Origin of the sequence: Bacillus sp. SORGH_AS_0510, assembly GCF_030818775.1 — a bacterium.
In the GTDB taxonomy this organism is placed as follows: Bacteria; Bacillota; Bacilli; order Bacillales; family Cytobacillaceae; genus Neobacillus.
Genome location: NZ_JAUTAU010000001.1, coordinates 4,676,281 through 4,692,297, shown reverse-complemented (window position 1 = coordinate 4,692,297; position 16,017 = coordinate 4,676,281). Strand labels below are relative to the sequence as shown.

The 16,017-nt window shown below is 38.5% G+C and carries 14 protein-coding genes; 8 read left to right on the top strand and 6 right to left on the bottom strand.

From position 1 onward, the window contains the following. Positions 1-146: 146 nt before the first annotated feature. From QE429_RS23760 to QE429_RS23750, 3 genes are all read left to right on the top strand, one after another. Positions 147-1,508: an arsenic transporter gene (locus QE429_RS23760; protein WP_307290522.1), complete on the top strand. Its 1,362-nt coding sequence runs from the start codon at positions 147-149 to the stop codon at positions 1,506-1,508. A gap of 24 nt (positions 1,509-1,532) precedes the next feature. Beyond that, the gene (locus QE429_RS23755; RefSeq protein WP_307290520.1) at positions 1,533-2,207 is read left to right on the top strand and encodes a DUF2642 domain-containing protein; all 675 of its coding nucleotides are present in this window, start codon (positions 1,533-1,535) and stop codon (positions 2,205-2,207) included. Positions 2,208-2,507: 300 nt separating this feature from the next. Then, a complete protein-coding gene (locus QE429_RS23750) occupies positions 2,508-3,530 on the top strand; it encodes a DUF418 domain-containing protein (RefSeq protein ID WP_307290519.1) in 1,023 nt (340 codons plus the stop codon). A 75-nt stretch (positions 3,531-3,605) separates the two neighbouring features. Here the strand turns inward: QE429_RS23750 and QE429_RS23745 are convergent, their stop codons facing one another. After that, positions 3,606-4,091 carry a hypothetical protein gene (locus QE429_RS23745; RefSeq protein ID WP_307290518.1) on the bottom strand — a complete coding sequence of 162 codons (486 nt, stop codon included), beginning with the start codon at positions 4,089-4,091 and terminating at the stop codon, positions 3,606-3,608. Positions 4,092-4,223: 132 nt separating this feature from the next. Between QE429_RS23745 and QE429_RS23740 the strand changes: the two genes are divergently transcribed. Next, positions 4,224-5,690, top strand: coding sequence for a PAS domain-containing sensor histidine kinase (locus QE429_RS23740; RefSeq protein ID WP_307290516.1), 1,467 nt, complete (start codon positions 4,224-4,226; stop codon positions 5,688-5,690). A gap of 63 nt (positions 5,691-5,753) precedes the next feature. On the opposite strand, the gene QE429_RS23735 is transcribed toward QE429_RS23740, so the two are convergent. Continuing rightward, positions 5,754-6,290: a ribonuclease H-like YkuK family protein gene (locus QE429_RS23735; protein WP_307290515.1), complete on the bottom strand. Its 537-nt coding sequence runs from the start codon at positions 6,288-6,290 to the stop codon at positions 5,754-5,756. 194 nt (positions 6,291-6,484) lie between these two features. On the opposite strand from QE429_RS23735, the gene QE429_RS23730 reads away from it, so the two are divergent. Continuing rightward, on the top strand, positions 6,485-6,895 hold the full coding sequence (locus QE429_RS23730; RefSeq protein ID WP_307290513.1) for an acyl-CoA thioesterase: 411 nt from the start codon (positions 6,485-6,487) through the stop codon (positions 6,893-6,895). Positions 6,896-7,224: 329 nt separating this feature from the next. Here the strand turns inward: QE429_RS23730 and QE429_RS23725 are convergent, their stop codons facing one another. Together QE429_RS23725 and QE429_RS23720 are read right to left on the bottom strand one after the other, a co-directional pair. Then, entirely contained in the window at positions 7,225-7,335 is a 111-nt protein-coding gene (locus QE429_RS23725) for a methionine/alanine import family NSS transporter small subunit (RefSeq protein WP_307290511.1), read from the bottom strand. Then, positions 7,336-8,841: a sodium-dependent transporter gene (locus tag QE429_RS23720; RefSeq protein ID WP_307290509.1), complete on the bottom strand. Its 1,506-nt coding sequence runs from the start codon at positions 8,839-8,841 to the stop codon at positions 7,336-7,338. A gap of 330 nt (positions 8,842-9,171) precedes the next feature. Between QE429_RS23720 and QE429_RS23715 the strand changes: the two genes are divergently transcribed. Beyond that, on the top strand, positions 9,172-9,765 hold the full coding sequence (locus QE429_RS23715) for a biotin transporter BioY (RefSeq protein ID WP_307290508.1): 594 nt from the start codon (positions 9,172-9,174) through the stop codon (positions 9,763-9,765). A 298-nt stretch (positions 9,766-10,063) separates the two neighbouring features. On the opposite strand, the gene QE429_RS23710 is transcribed toward QE429_RS23715, so the two are convergent. Continuing rightward, complete coding sequence (locus tag QE429_RS23710) at positions 10,064-11,311, bottom strand: GGDEF domain-containing protein (RefSeq protein WP_307290507.1); 1,248 nt, start codon at positions 11,309-11,311, stop codon at positions 10,064-10,066. A 296-nt stretch (positions 11,312-11,607) separates the two neighbouring features. On the opposite strand from QE429_RS23710, the gene QE429_RS23705 reads away from it, so the two are divergent. Beyond that, the gene (locus QE429_RS23705) at positions 11,608-13,035 is read left to right on the top strand and encodes an alanine/glycine:cation symporter family protein (RefSeq protein WP_307290506.1); all 1,428 of its coding nucleotides are present in this window, start codon (positions 11,608-11,610) and stop codon (positions 13,033-13,035) included. Positions 13,036-13,102: 67 nt separating this feature from the next. On the opposite strand, the gene QE429_RS23700 is transcribed toward QE429_RS23705, so the two are convergent. Next, the gene (locus QE429_RS23700; protein ID WP_307290505.1) at positions 13,103-14,314 is read right to left on the bottom strand and encodes an MFS transporter; all 1,212 of its coding nucleotides are present in this window, start codon (positions 14,312-14,314) and stop codon (positions 13,103-13,105) included. Between the two features lie 342 nt (positions 14,315-14,656). Between QE429_RS23700 and QE429_RS23695 the strand changes: the two genes are divergently transcribed. Then, the gene (locus tag QE429_RS23695) at positions 14,657-15,889 is read left to right on the top strand and encodes a Zn-dependent hydrolase (protein ID WP_307290503.1); all 1,233 of its coding nucleotides are present in this window, start codon (positions 14,657-14,659) and stop codon (positions 15,887-15,889) included. Positions 15,890-16,017: the final 128 nt, after the last annotated feature.

Below are 16,017 nucleotides of genomic sequence, written 5' to 3'. Positions count from 1 at the left end.
TGTCTTATTTAAGATACATATACATGGAGTACAGAAATACAAAGGGATAAATGGAAGGGAGGGACAAGGGCGGACAAACTTGGTGTAAGAGGAAGATTGCCCAATATAACATCATGAATAACTAGCTAATAGAAAAGGGGAAAATCATGTACATTCAACCAATGGTTTGGATCACCATTCTATCCTTTATTACTACACTCATTTTTATCCTTTGGAGGCCAAGGGGAATTAATGAAGCAATTCCAGCAACAGCCGGGGCGGCAGTTGTTTTACTAAGCGGCAGTGTCTCGCTAACGGACCTTGGGATCATTACGGAAACCATAAGCGGTGCCGCAATTACCATAATAGCCACGATTGTCATGGCGATAGTTTTAGAGAGTTTTGGATTTTTTAACTGGGTTGCGGAGAAACTTGCAGCTAAAGCAAAGGGGTCAGGTATCCGCTTATTCTGGTATGTCAACCTTTTATGTTTTCTTATGACCCTGTTTTTTAACAATGATGGCAGTATCTTAATTACCACCCCTATATTGGTCATGCTCCTTAACAATATGGGGTTAAAGAACCATCAAAAAATACCTTATTTATTGTCAGGAGGGTTAATTGCTACTGCTTCAAGTGCACCTATTGGAGTAAGTAATATCGTGAACCTGATTGCATTAAAAATCGTGCATATGAGTTTGTATCTGCATACAGCAATGATGTTTGTCCCAGCCACACTTGGGCTTCTGTTCTTAGTTTTTCTATTGTTCTTATATTTTAGAAAAACCCTCCCTAAAAAGATTCCTTCTAATGTAAGTGGCTTATCACACTCTTCCTACCATCCGTTAAGACCTGGACCACGTTATAGTTCCGATAAAGAACGATCAAGGTTCATGCGAAATGTGCTTCTGTTTGTATTCGCTGTTCGAATCAGTCTTTTTGTCGCTTCCTATATAGGGATTCCAGTTCCTGCAATGGCGGTTATTGGCTCTCTTGTACTTTTAGGATGGAGATGGTTATATTTAAAAATTCCACCTCTGGATATGATCAAAAAGACTCCATGGTATATCCTCGTATTTGCGTTTAGTATGTATGTCATTATTTATGGCCTGAATAATATCGGTCTAACCCATTGGTTAGTTGGTTTCATGCGACCGATGGTTTCAGGTAGTTTGCTGCATGCGAGCGTCATGATGGGGACCCTATTATCCATTCTTTCTAATATTTTCAATAATCACCCAGCACTTATGGTTGGAACTCTCACATTAACGAATATGGGGCTAGACATGCTTACCTTGAAGGTAGCCTACTTAGCAAATGTCATAGGAAGTGACATGGGATCTTTGCTACTTCCAATGGGAACTCTGGCTACACTGATGTGGATGCATATTATTAGGAAAGGGAAAGTCAAGTTTACATGGTGGGAATATGTTAAGGTTACAGCTGTTGTCATTCCGCCTGCTACTTTATTTACATTAGTTGTTCTATACTATTGGGTTTCTTGGATTTTTGGAGGAGCACTTCAATAATGAATGAGTAAGGAGAGTTGTAATATGAGTAATTTTCAAGTATTGATAGGGAAGAATATAGAGATTGAGGTTTCAGGAGGGCATATCATAAGAGGGATGGTAATAGATTTTGGGTTGGACATCGTTGTGATTTACGTCGGAAGAAACCAAACTTTTCTTTACATTCCAGTGGGCCATATACAGCGGTGGAAAGAAATAAGAACAGAAGAAAATGAAGGATATGCTCCTCCCGGTGAAAAACCAATTAAAGCAGAATCCTTGACTCTTTCATTTCGCAATATCTTAACAAATGCAAAAGGTCGGTTCGTAGAAGTGTATGTATCAGGGAATAAATCGATACATGGATATGTTACAAGTATTATGAATGACTATCTTGTTTTTAACTCACCATTGTACAAGACAATGTTTGTATCGTTGAATCATGTAAAATGGATCATCCCCTATCCTGAGAAAGCTACACCCTATTCACAAAGTGCTCAGTCCCTGCACGTTCATTCTACATCGGTTCCTTTAGCCAGATCTTTTGGAGAGCAATGCAAAAGAATTAGGAATCAATTCGTAATTATAGATGGTGGCGTCAATAAAGAAAATCTTGGTTTTCTGCAAGATGTTCAAAATAACCAATTGCAATTGATTTCTGCTGACGGGGATACCATAAACCATAATATAGAGCATGTGAAGACTATCCACTTACCGTAACAGAGAAATCCCAAGTCCATTTTAAAAAGAAAAGGTGATTGTTTTGTTTAGAAAAAAGAACAAAAAAAGAATCCACGCTTGTTTGGCCGACAAAGGATGGATTAGTTGCTGAAAGCGAATAATTAATTTTTATGGCCGTGGTAAAGGGACCACGGTCTTTTTTCCATTTCATTTATACAATTAAACTATGCTTTAAATTATAATTATGTTCATAACCTATGGGGAAAAAGAAATGGAATAATAGGTGTCAGGCACCGCTCGTGGACAAAGTCCATGTTGTGTGGACGGTTGGAGGGAAAGATGAATTCGATAGAGTTAAATAAACGGTTGGATGTCCTCGATTATTTGCGGGGGTTTGCTTTATTAGGGATTATTTTAGTGAATATTATTCCGTTGTTGTCGGTTAGACTCCCTGAACTAGGCACTATAGATGCATCATACTGGAGATTCCTTTATTTGTTTGTTGAGGGGCGCTTCTATACCATATTTACTTTTTTATTTGGTGTCGGGTTTTATATTTTTATTTCACGAGCGGAGGCGAAAGGGAAAAAGGGCACCGTTTTGTTTTTACGGCGCATAATTGTTCTTTTACTTTTTGGATTGATTCATGTAAGGTTCCATCCAGGAGAAGCATTGACCATTTATGCGATTAGCGGCTTCATTATATTACCTTTCTATCGGGCACCTAAGTGGATCAATCTTGTATTTGGTCTGGTAATGCTGTTCGCTTTAAGTCTTTTTTCAGCCAAGATTTTTATGGTTGTTCCACTTATGCTGCTAGGAGTCGCAGCTGGGCAGTACCGAGTGTTTGAGAGGATCGAACATGAATGGAAGAAGGTTGCGGTTTTTACGGGAATCATGTTTGTTTTAAGTGTGGTCGGTCTTATGTATCAAAACCAACAGGCTCCCTCGGTGGTTACGCAGGTCAGTTATAGGAATTCCCTTGAAATACAACAGTTTATAAATATAGGGATCACTATTGGACCGATTGTGTCTGCCTTTTATATGGGAATAATTGTATTGCTGTTACAATCATCTAGAGTTCGGAAAGTCCTAGCTCCATTTAAAAACCTAGGTCGGATGGCGTTGACAAACTATATTTTACAAACTGTATTTATGTTGCTTGCAGGAAGTGTGTTACATTTGTTCCACCAGCTAACGTATATCCATTCCCTGTACCTTTGTTTAACAATATTAACAGTTCAGTTAGTTATTAGCACCATTTGGTTAAAATTCTTCAGGTTCGGCCCATTGGAATGGCTGTGGAGAATGGCCACCTACTTTGAACGCCTCCCAATCAGAAAAAACAGTAATACTGCTTAGCTTGAAGTGATTGGGTTAAATAAATATAGGGCCAGTTCTCCAGATGGTTGGAGAACTGGCCCTTTTTCTTCTTAATTACCTTTCAATTTTCACATCATGTTCTTTTGCGAGTTTATCAAGCTTATTCTGATAATCACGAATATGCTTTCTTGCATCTGCGAGCATATCGTTCGCTTCTTGAATCAGGTTTGGATCCTGTTCCTCTAAAGCCTGTTTAATAATAGTGAAAGCTTTAAATTGTATGTCAGCACCCTCAATGTAAATCTCATGAATTTTTTGCAGTTCATCTGTTTCAACAGTAACCGAATCTAGCTCCTTAATAAATTCATTATAATTTGGTATAACGTCATTGGTTAATGCATCGTACATCGTTTGGTCATCAGTATAATTCGCACCAGATACCCCTTCATAAGCAGAAACAGCTGCACTTTCCAATTTACCTGCTTTTTTCATTTCTTTATTCACATAATTAAGCAAATCATCATGGACAGGATCACTGCCACATCCTGACAATAAAAAGAGAAATGGTAATAAAACGAAAATCAATAGTCCTTTTTTCACTAAACCCCCCCCTCCTTAATTTCCAATTTATGTTAGAGGGGAAGTCCAAAATGACACCAAAAAATACTTCTTTTATTTGTCGTAAAGTTCTGTAAAATGGAAGTAGAGATTAATGTGTTTGGAGAGATATTTGTGATCGAGAATTTCCCTATTTTTGGAAAAGAGAATAAGTCTGTTATCTATAATCCCGATGAATTAATCGATCTTTTTTTAAATTGTACGGCTGATGGAATTTGTATCGTTGATATGGACAATCGGTTTATACGTATTAATGGCATGTATACGAAGATTTTTGGATATACAGAGGAAGAAATCCTCGGACGTACATTTGAAGAGTTTCCTAATCCTGACGGAGTGAGTGGGATCATAAGCGCGGTTAAACAAGGCGAGTTTTTCCATGATATTGTAACACAGCGCTACCACAAAGATGGCCGCATACTAGATATAGCGGTATCTTATTCTCCTTTTCGCAATATAGATGGGGAAATTTTCGCTGTCATTGCGACTTACCGTGATATAACGGAGCATATAAATACGGAACGAGAATTAAAAAGAACTCGTGAATTATATCGATTAATTACGGAAAATACTACGGATATGATTAAGCTTTATTCTAAAGATAAAAATATTATCTATGCTAGTCCCTCCCATGAAAAAGGGGTGGGTATGAAACCCGAGGATTTAATAGGACAAGATGCTTATGACCTCATACTGCCAGAAGAAAGAGAGCGTTTTGAACAAGTTTATCAAAAGCTGGCTGAAACAGGAGAGGCACAGCTACTGCAAATCAAGTTAAAAACAGGAGATAACAAAGTAATAGATTCAGAAACTACGATTTCACCTATTTTTAATGAGAATAATGAACTAGAGTGCTATGTAACAGTGGGAAGAGATGTGACGGACAGGGTGAAAAATGACGATGCATTAAGGAACCTAGACCGTCTTTCCATCATCGGGCAATTAGCAGCGGGAGTCGCGCATGAAATTCGTAATCCATTAACCTCCTTAAAAGGGTTCTCTAAGCTATTAAAGAGTACGCCCGATAGAGAAAAACAGGACAATTATTTATCCATTATCATGAATGAGCTGGACCGGATTGATATGATTGTTAATGAGTTTATGTCACTCGCGAAACCACAAGCCATTCTATTCGAGCGGGTGAGCTTACATTCAATTTTAGATAGCACGGTGAATATTCTTCATCCCCAGGCATTATTACATAATGTTCAAATCATCAACCATGACTATAAACAAGCAAATGATATTGAGTTGCTATGTAGTCCAAACCAATTGAAGCAAGTGTTTGTGAATTTTCTCAAGAATGCCATTGAGTCCATGCCTAATGGAGGAAATGTCCATGTTAATGTCCAAAAGCTGCCGGACAAAATCGTAGAGATTAGTTTTGCTGATGAAGGTGTTGGGATTGATACAAACCTGATGGGCTATTTAGGTACACCGTTTTATACGACAAAGGACAAGGGAATTGGTCTTGGCCTAACGGTGAGCAACAAAATCATTCAGGAACATAATGGCATGATGAAGATTGAAAGCGAAACAGGCAAAGGGACAACTGTAAAGGTTCAACTTAACTATATTTAGGTGTTATATTTAGGTGTCAGGCACCGCTCGTGGATAAATGTCCATAGGTGGTGCCTGACACCTTTATTTTGTATAACGGTTTGCGTAACTGGAAGCAACGAAGGCATCTGGTTTGATTTTAGGTTCTACTCCCATGGATTCTATTCGGGTGACCATTTCTCGAACAAATTCACTTGTTTTATTTCGCTTACCTGCTCCTATATCGATATGGCCCTCCATGGTAAAAGTAGCCCCATGGTATAAATGGGGAAGTACGATAGAAATCAGTTCATTTTTTCTTTCTTCCGTGAACAGTGAAACGATTTCTTCTGTTAAAGATAGTTCTAGAGAGATACGTTCATGTAAATGGGTCATTTTCCTTGGAACAATGATTTTCCTGATACATGCCCATACACCTTTGCCCTCATTCTGTATCACAACTCCAGTGATAAAAACCGTATTTGATTTGTGGACCTGTGAATCCGTTCCTACCATCAGGCGGTAGTTTCCGTTAGGATCCAACTTCATAAAAGTAACAATCCGTTCAAAGACCTGGTCAAATGTCATTTCGTTCTCTTGGAGGTTTCGAAATGACAGGTGTTGAACTGAATTTTTTTTCATATAAAAGCACCACATCTTTCCTTTCCGTTTGAAAAGTTTAGACTCAACTCTTATTTCTATCTTATGGAAAGGGGTTAGTTGTCGTGCCAGTTTTAGCGAGGGATTAAGAAAAGGGTGGGCAGGTATCCTTCGATTAAGCATCGAATGTATGTAAAAGAGTTTTTATTAAATTTAGAATACAGGGGGATGGAGGCTTGGCTTATTCAGAACTATTCATTGTGGCAGAATCAAATCTGGGGCACGTCAGTAATGTAAAGTTGTTCGAGTATTTAGATGAGGGGCGCAAGTGGTGGTATAGTTATTGTGTTTCACTCAGCGTAGAAGCTGTGGTTGTACATATTGAGGTGGATTATAAGAAAGAAGTGTTTAATAAGGATTACTTACTCCTTCGGACTGAGCTTGAGAAGATAGGAAATACAAGTTTTACACTAAGGCAAACCCTTATGAATGATCAACAGGAGCGAATGGTAGTTGCAGAAGTTATTTTAACAACGATTAATCGCCAAACAAGAAAGAAGGTAGCTGTTCCCGTGGAGGTCCGTAATCTGTTAAATAATGACTCTTTATTAACGGGTGGGCATTTTGCCAATGCAAAGGGAAAGTGAAAATAAGAACAAAAAGTTTTTCAAAAAAACCATTATATGCCTATCAATCTTTGTGCCAGTCCATCATTAGATAAAGAAACAAGAGTTTTATAGATAAGGATGATGGATATGGCAAAGAGGAATAGAGGAAAAACAATTAGCTACTTGCCTTCGAACGGTCGTGGGACATGCCCATTTTGTGGGCGAACAGGAGTAAAGCTTCTTTACACACAGAAGACAGAAACAAACCAAACCATCAAAGTCTGTAAATACTGCCGTCCGAAAAAATATTAAGCCAGTTGCATGAAAAAAGGATTGAGCGGCGAACCTGCTCAATCCTTTTGGTTGTATTAGGCTTTTGATTTTTTTGATACTCTGACAACGTTCAGGATGCTGGCTGCAAGGCCGCCCCACAGGATAACTATCCCTACAATCATCATCGTTAGTGCGCTTCCTGACATTTAAGCAACCTCCCTATTTTCGTCTGGATTAGCAGAAGCTTTCCATCCTTTAATGGATAATAGAACTGCCACCAGGATTGTTACAGCTACTACTAACACCCCTGCATACATAATTAGTTCAGTCGGATATTTTTCGTAGTTTTCCTTTAGGTTTTGACGAATATTATCAAACATCATATAGCCAAGAACCAGTGGAGTAACAGCACCGAGACAGATTTTCCACCATGCACCTACACGTAGATCAGAGATGGCATTTGTATGGGTTTGTAATCCTTTTAATCCCTTGAAGACCCAGGCGATTAAAATAACTTCAATAAGTCCAGCGAATACAATTCCAAAGTTGTTAATGAAATAATCAACAACATCTAGTAGATACAATCCGCCGTGTGTTGCAAATAATAATGAGATAACAGTTGCTGCAAGACCGCCAGTTAAGACTGCTTTTGTACGTGATACATTGAACTTATCCTGAATAGCGGCTACAAACGTTTCTACGATTGAAATAAGTGACGTCATTCCTGCAAAAACTAATGATAGGAAGAACAATACGCCGAATAATCCATTTAAACCAGGGAATTCGTTGATGATGCTTGGGAAAACAACGAAAGCTAGTCCAATTCCACTGCTAACTACTTCATCAATGGGTACTCCCTGTTGTTTTGCCATGAATCCTAGAGCAGCAAACACTCCAATACCAGCTAATAATTCAAATCCAGAGTTAGCAAAAGCTGTGATGAACGCGTTGTTATTAATATCGGATTTTTTTGGTAGATAGCTAGAATACGTGATCATGATGGCGAATCCAATAGATAGGGAGAAGAAGATTTGCCCGTAAGCGGCAATCCATACTTTTCCGTTTAAAATCATATCCCAATTTGGTTTGAAAAAGGCATTTAATCCACTCGCTGCACCATCTAGAGTTAAAGCACGAACAACAATAACTAAGAACATTACTACAAGCGTTGGAAGGAAAATCTTATTAAGTTTTTCAATTCCCTTAGAAACTCCACGATAGAGGACAAATAATGTGATTGCCCATACAAAAAGTAATGGAGTGACGATGCCGGAAACTAATCCGCCAATTTGTCCTGGTTTATCAGATAGCTGTAACACATGTCCGAATAAGAACTTTCCAGGGTCAGACCCCCACTGTGTACCAAATGAATAGATTGTGTATTTAATAGCCCATGCAATGATGACAGAATAATAAGTACAGATGACAAAGGCGATTAACACTTGCCACCAACCAAGCCATTCTGCTTTTTTGTTAATGCGGAGCAATGACAATGGTGATGATCCTCTATATTTTTGGCCGATGGTGAATTCTAAAATTAAGATAGGAATCCCTGCTGTTAAAATTGCAAATAGATAAGGTAGGAAGAAGGCGCCTCCTCCATTTTCATAGGCAACGGCTGGGAATCTCCAAATGTTCCCTAGACCTACTGCCGAGCCAACGGCTGCCATAATAAATCCGTATCTTGACCCCCACTGCTGACGTTTTTCCATCTGATGTTACCCCCTATGTAAATATTGCTTTTATAAAATTCAGATAATTATTTCGTTATCTTAATATACCTTTAAATATATCATTTGTCAAAATATTTTTTGAAAATTTAATATAGTTCAAATAGAATAAAAAATGGTTATTCCAAAAACTGTATACTCGAATAAATGTTTCTCTTTTTTAGAATAGGAGATTTGAAAAGTTTAGAAATGTGTAGTGTGATGTTAACTTGAATTTTTTTGTTAACCAATTTTATATTTTGGTTGACAATAGGTAACCTTACCATTTATTTTAAATTTAGACATTTAAATTGTAGGGTGGGAGAGAAAGTTATGAAAAATCTAAGAGCACTTGATTTAACACTATCTGCCATGTTTGTGGCACTCATGGCGATTGGTGCAAATATCAGTACCATTGCTCCATTTTTACATGTAGGTGGTGTACCGATTACACTACAAACCTTTTTTGCTATTTTAGCAGGGGCAATCCTGGGCAGCCGTTTAGGTTCAATTGCGATGTTTGTTTATATGTTAGTAGGATTGGTAGGAGTTCCGGTTTTTGCTGATTTTTCTGGAGGATTTGCCATCATTATTAAACCTACTTTTGGCTTTATTCTTTCTTATATTCTTACTGCTTTTATTATTGGAAAAATCGTAGAGAAGAAAAAAGGGCTGGTAACTTTTATTATTGCCGCATTAATTGGAATGACAGTAAACTATGTGTTCGGAACAAACTGGATGTACTTTGCATATAAACTCTGGGCAGCAGCACCAGAAGGTTTCACGTACAAAATGGCTTGGTTCTGGATGCTTGCTCCACTGCCAAAAGATATCATCTTATCCGTCCTAGCAGCCATGATGGCTTACCGTCTCGAAACGACAGTCCTATCAAAAGGACAATTCAAACATCTAAAACGTGCATCATAAATCGGATTTGGGTGTCAGGCACCACTTGAGGACAGTTGTCCATGCGTGGTGCCTGACCCCTATTTTGATGGAATAGGAATTAATAAAAAATGCTTTTTGTGTAAGCTTTGTTGTTATCTAATATTTTTGTTTCTGTTTTGCAAGGTAGGTCAACTTCCGACAGAGTTGGTATAAAAAGAAGAGAGATAGTCAGAAGCTAGAGCAACTGCGGTCAACAAATTGGGTTGGATAGGAAATTTAACGCCAAAATAAAAAGAAGCGACAATTACCGCTTCTTTTTTATTGGGTTCACAAGTAGTTATACGACTGCTGTTTTTGAAAGAGCGTTAACCATAGAAGCTCTGTTCTTTCCTAAATCCTTGGAGCGGAACAACAGCTGGTCAGCCATGATATAGGCTTTTTCTATAGAAATTTGATCGTTTACCTTGTAGTAATAAAGGCCAAATGAAGCAGTGTAGGATATGGAGACGTGTTCACCCTGATATTCCACATTTACTGCGTTATTTTCAACGCCTTTCAGAATCTCATTCACCAGATTCCGTGTTTGATCATAGTCTCTCTTTCTAAGACAAAGAGTAAATTCCTCTCCACCACTTCGGAACAAATAATCGTCTTCATCAAGATAGCTTTTTAGCGTAGAGGCAAAGTGCTGAATAACTTTATCGCCTACTGCGTGATTGTAGTTGTCATTGATTCGTTTAAATTTATCGATGTCACATACGACAATACCAATTTGTTCTTCCGTTTGATTAAGCTCAGCCATTTTTTTATCCATAAATGTCCGGTTATACACGCCCGTCAGGAAGTCTGTATAGGCCATTTGCTCGAACTTGTCCCTTTCCAACTTATGTTGGGCGCTTTGAGCCTTCGAGAAAAAGGAACGGCTTACTACGTAGTTTAAAATAAATAAACTAATCAACATATCCCATTCCCTATCTATTAAAAACAAGAAAAGCAATCCGTTGGTGATGGCTACTTTCCCATAATCAAGCAAACTTCTGCTTTTAAAAATAAAGTCTACACCTTCTTTAAGGGTTTTAAGGTCACCCATTATGTAAAAAGCAGTCACTAAGAAAGTGCCGGAAAGAAGGGAGGCGATACATGTCAGCAAAAACATCAAAATCCAAAAACCATAGGGAATTTTATCAAAGCTAGAATTTAGTTGCAGGTACAAGAAGTAGGCTACTGAGTTAGTGATGACAAAGGCACCAATATTATATAAAGTGTCTGTAAACTCACTGGGGTCAGCGGTCTTTGTCCACTTTCTATAAGCGTACACGGTAAAGCGATAGAACGTTTCAAATATAAATAAGCCAAAAGGACCAAAAACCAGAACAAAGGAAAAGCAGTAGCTAATACCATATTCAAAATTAGTGTTGCCGTTTTTTGAAAAAACTCTAAGGTGATAATACAGACTGGAGAATACCCAAAACAAAATTAATGCCTTAAAAAACGCTGAAGTAGGTATTAATAAATGTTTGGAGCTAATTGCTATGGCAAGGGCAATAAGAAAGATGGATATGTCATACAGCCTAGCTTTTAGCATAATCGTTTCCTTTCCTTCCTGAAAAATCGCAATTACGTTCACCCTTAAATTAGTTTTTCTTTTGAGAAATGATAGGACCATTTTAGTCCTATTTCTATTTTACATAATTTTCTTGGATATAACGACCTATTTTTTTACAATATTACGATTATCCTAAACTTTTAAAAAAAATTATCCTAAACTGAAGCTCGTACTTAGTAACTACTATTATGGAAATTTTAAACATTGTCAGATTAATTTGATTTTGATAAATTATATCGGTATATAAAAAATAAGGGGTAGAAGGTGATAAGTAAATGAAGATGATTGAAAATTTTGTAAGTGAGTCCAATACGTTACTCTGGTCTTATATTCTTATTGTTTTATTAATTGGATCAGGTCTCTATTTCACTTTTCGAACAAAATTTGTCCAATTCCGCATGGTTGGAGAGATGTTTCGCTTGATGGGTGAAGGGGCAAAAGGCGATAAAAAAGGGATTTCATCCTTCCAGGCTTTTTGTATCAGTACAGCGTCAAGGGTAGGAACTGGAAACCTTGCCGGGGTTGCCATTGCTATCACTACTGGAGGACCAGGTGCTGTTTTTTGGATGTGGCTTATTGCATTAATAGGCTCAGCTTCTGCTTTTATAGAAGCAACGCTTGCGCAAATTTATAAAGTAAAAGACGGGGACACTTTCCGTGGAGGTCCCGCTTATTATATGGAAAAAGCTTTAAAAGCACGCTGGATGGGGATTACCTTTGCAGTACTTATCTCTATCACTTTTGGTCTAGCGTTTAACTCTGTACAGGCTAACACAATTACTAGCTCTCTGAATAATTCATTTGGAATTAATAAGACTGTCATTGCCATCGTTTTATCAGTTGTTACTGCTGTAATTATTTTTGGCGGATTAAAACGCATAGCAAAAGTGGCTGAGTGGATGGTTCCTATTATGGCAGGAGCTTATATTCTAATAGCTTTGTATATTATGGTAACGAATGTAACAGAAATTCCTGGCGTGTTTAAGTTAATCTTTGAAAGTGCTTTTGGAATAAAAGAAGTAGCAGGTGGTGCAATTGGGGCAGCGATGATGAACGGAATCAAACGTGGTCTGTTCTCGAATGAAGCCGGTATGGGAAGCGCACCGAATGCAGCCGCAACGGCAAGTGTCAGCCACCCTGTTAAACAAGGGTTAATTCAAGCGCTGGGCGTATTTGTAGATACTCTTGTGATTTGTAGTTCAACGGCTTTTATTATTCTATTATCAGGTCTATATACCTCTAAAGAAGGTAATGGAATTATCTTAACGCAAAATGCACTTGAAGGTTCTTTAGGATCATGGGCTGGTATTTTCCTAGCATTTATCGTCTTCTTATTTGCCTTCAGTTCTGTCGTGGGTAACTACTACTACGGTGAATCGAATATTGAATTTATTAAAAATAACAAGGTAATTCTTAATGTGTACCGTATTGCAGTTGTTGGAATGGTGGCATTTGGTTCCTTAGCAGAGCTGAACTTTGTTTGGAGTTTGGCGGACTTATTCATGGGGCTAATGGCTATTATTAACTTAATAGCAATCATTCTACTAGGAAAGATTGCTTTTGCCGCTCTTGCAGATTATAAGAAGCAAAAAGTGAACGGTCAAAACCCTGTCTTCTACACTTCAAACATCGAAGGCTTACCAAACCAAGAAGCATGGGAAAGCGCACCAACCACTGCAACACAAAAGAAAAAAATCGGCTAACATAGAAAAAGGGTGTCAGGCACCACTCGTGGACAATTGTCCGAGTCTGGTGGACACCCTTTTTGCTTTAGTTTTTTTGTTCGACCATTTGAACCCGCTTGTGTCTAGCGTAGAATATGGTGGTGGTGATAATGGATATTGCACCAAATAGAACACACATTAGCTGCAGACCGATTAAATCTAGGAGAAAGCCGCTAATGAGCAGGACAATCTGAAAGGAAATTCGGTCTAACATATTACGGAAGGAAAAGAACCGTCCGTGGTAATCCTTTGGCACCTTTGTTTGGAAAATGGTAGCAGCTGTCGGAAAAAAGCAGCCTACGGAAAAACCGAATAAGGCAAAGGCCAACACACTTAACAAAGGAACATTCGCTAAATAAAGAAGCAACTGTGAGACGCCAATCATAAACGAACAAATGAACAAAATGATATAAGGTGAAACTCTGTCAGTAATCAGCTTAATAAAAAAGGCGCCAAGCATGAAGGAAATTCCTTCAGCAGTGTAGATCCAACCTTTAATGGCCGAGCTATGCTGAAGCTCACTGATATTGATGACTAATAGGTTAAAACCGCCTAGAAACAGTACGGGTACAAGTGTCATAATAAGCGTCATATAGACTATAGGAAGATTTTTAATAATCGGGAATATATCTTTAAAACTACTATTCTCAACTGAGCTATTCTTCACTTTTTCATGCTTTTCTAGTTTACTTTGTTTACTTTCATTGAAATTCAAGAACCAAGTTAGGATAAACAATCCGATATACCCTACTAGCGATCCGATATAGAGCATGGATAGTGGCAGAATCACTAGGAGGACCCCGGCTAGCGCTGTGCCGATTATCCGTGACAAGGTTGACACGTTCATATGAACTCCATTTAATTGAAGCAAATCCTTTTCAGCGACAATGAGCGGGAGGGCCGCCTGAAGGGCTGGAAAATAAAAAGCAGCAGAAACTTGCAGCAGGACTAAAAACAAGGCCATCCACCAAATAGATCCGGTATGAATGGCGATTAGCATAAAAATGACACTAATGGTACGTACGAATCCAGCAATCAGCATAACCGTTTTCTTACTGGTTTGGTCGGTAAGCCTGCCGGCATAAGGTCCGACCGCAACCCCGGCGAGCAGCCCACCTGCTAAAAGCAACGACTTTAAAAAATCCGAAGGCAACTTTGCTTGCATGAATTCTAAATTTCCAATGATACCAAGCCACAACCCTAATCCCGCAATAAACTCCCCAGATAGTAAAATCCAAACATTCCTGTTTTTCCACATATGCTGTGCCTCACGTTTCTATATAGTTCTTTTCAAAGATACAATAAGATTCAAAATATTTAAAGAAAAAGGTGTGAAAGGTGTCAGGCACCTAATCTCCACATGAAATCATACAAAGTATAAAACAAATGCTTGGAAAGATTTTATGTTTTGTCTAATGACTATAGCAGGTAGTGTTGTATAATAAGTTTATTGACTGAATTTTTACATAATTACACAAGAGACATGATCCATTTCCATCGGCTTCAACTAAACTATCCTACGCTTTTAACCTCCATGAGATTCCAGCAAACAGTGATGAAACAGACGAAATCTCATTATTTAAAAAGGGGAGTGTTTTATATGCAAAAGCAAAAGCTACTGATTAACGGGGAAAGATTGATGAAGGAACTGGAAAGATTTGCTGATTTTGGCCGGACAGAAAACAATGGGGTTACGAGATTGTCATTATCAGAGGAAGACCGTCGCGTAAGAGATTACTTTCGTTCCTGCTGTGAAGAATTAGGTATGTCGGTCAAGGTAGACGACATGGGGTGTATGTATGCCACGCTGGAAGGGACCGAAAACAAACCTCCTATTTTGATAGGTTCACACTTGGACACCGTAAAGAAAGGCGGCCGCTTTGACGGCGTTTTAGGTGTAGTTACTGGACTGGAAGTAATCAGAACACTAGTAGAAAATAATATTAAGCCGAAAATTCCAATCACTATTGTTAACTTTACAAATGAAGAGGGTGCTCGATTTGAGCCTTCCATGATGGCTTCAGGTGTCCTTTCAGGGAAATTTGATAAATCCGTCATGCTGCAAAAGAAAGATGCAGAAGGAACCATATTTGGAGAAGCCCTGAAAGCTATCGGGTATGAGGGAGACGTAGAAAATCGTCTGAAAGAAGCCACTGCCTTCCTCGAACTTCATATTGAACAAGGACCAATTTTAGAAAAAGAGAACCTCACTATTGGTGTTGTTGAATGTGTTGTAGGGATGGCGTGTTATGAGATTGAAGTAACAGGAGAATCGGACCACGCCGGTACAACACCGATGGATATGCGAAAGGACGCCCTCTTTGCAACGAATAATTTAATCAATGAGATCCGTAAACGCCTTGGCAGCCTAGATGAGGAATTAGTATTTACTATTGGCCGGGTGAATGTCTATCCGAGCATTCACACCGTTATTCCAAACAAAGTCATTTTTACTCTTGAGGCAAGGCATAAAGATATGGAAATCGTCAACGCCGTCAAAGATTTCATTCATGGGCTCCCTCAGTTCGCTGAAAATGAGGGCTGTGAGATCAAAACTACTAAACTATGGGAGCGGGATACGGTTTGGTTTGAGCCGGAAGTCTGTGAGCTTTTAGAGCAATCCGCTCAGTCGCTTGGGTATACCCACAAGCGGATGGTCAGCGGTGCGGGGCATGATGCTCAATTTATTGCCAGCTATGTTCCGACGGCCATGCTTTTTGTGCCAAGTATCAATGGTAAGAGCCACTGTGAAGTAGAATTGACTACTTGGGAAGACTGTGAAAAAGGGGTCAATGTTATCCTAGATACCGTGCTTTCTATATTATCCAAATAGGACAATAAAATCTCAAAGACTTTTTCGCTTCGTCGGAAGGGTCTTTTTCTTTTGGATAAAAATGTTAACTAAATTAATTTATTCCTTATAGAAATAGAAGAAATTCTAGTTTAAGATAAGAGTAAATA

Excerpts from the sequence above, each read along its gene's own strand:
- QE429_RS23760 (WP_307290522.1), top strand. The coding sequence starts at position 147 with ATGTACATTCAACCAATGGTTTGGATCACCATTCTATCCTTTATTACT.
- QE429_RS23755 (WP_307290520.1), top strand. The coding sequence starts at position 1,533 with ATGAGTAATTTTCAAGTATTGATAGGGAAGAATATAGAGATTGAGGTT.
- QE429_RS23750 (WP_307290519.1), top strand. The coding sequence starts at position 2,508 with ATGAATTCGATAGAGTTAAATAAACGGTTGGATGTCCTCGATTATTTG.
- QE429_RS23735 (WP_307290515.1), bottom strand. The coding sequence starts at position 6,290 with ATGAAAAAAAATTCAGTTCAACACCTGTCATTTCGAAACCTCCAAGAG.
- QE429_RS23725 (WP_307290511.1), bottom strand. The coding sequence starts at position 7,335 with ATGTCAGGAAGCGCACTAACGATGATGATTGTAGGGATAGTTATCCTG.
- QE429_RS23720 (WP_307290509.1), bottom strand. The coding sequence starts at position 8,841 with ATGGAAAAACGTCAGCAGTGGGGGTCAAGATACGGATTTATTATGGCA.
- QE429_RS23715 (WP_307290508.1), top strand. The coding sequence starts at position 9,172 with ATGAAAAATCTAAGAGCACTTGATTTAACACTATCTGCCATGTTTGTG.
- QE429_RS23710 (WP_307290507.1), bottom strand. The coding sequence starts at position 11,311 with ATGCTAAAAGCTAGGCTGTATGACATATCCATCTTTCTTATTGCCCTT.
- QE429_RS23705 (WP_307290506.1), top strand. The coding sequence starts at position 11,608 with ATGAAGATGATTGAAAATTTTGTAAGTGAGTCCAATACGTTACTCTGG.
- QE429_RS23700 (WP_307290505.1), bottom strand. The coding sequence starts at position 14,314 with ATGTGGAAAAACAGGAATGTTTGGATTTTACTATCTGGGGAGTTTATT.
- QE429_RS23695 (WP_307290503.1), top strand. The coding sequence starts at position 14,657 with ATGCAAAAGCAAAAGCTACTGATTAACGGGGAAAGATTGATGAAGGAA.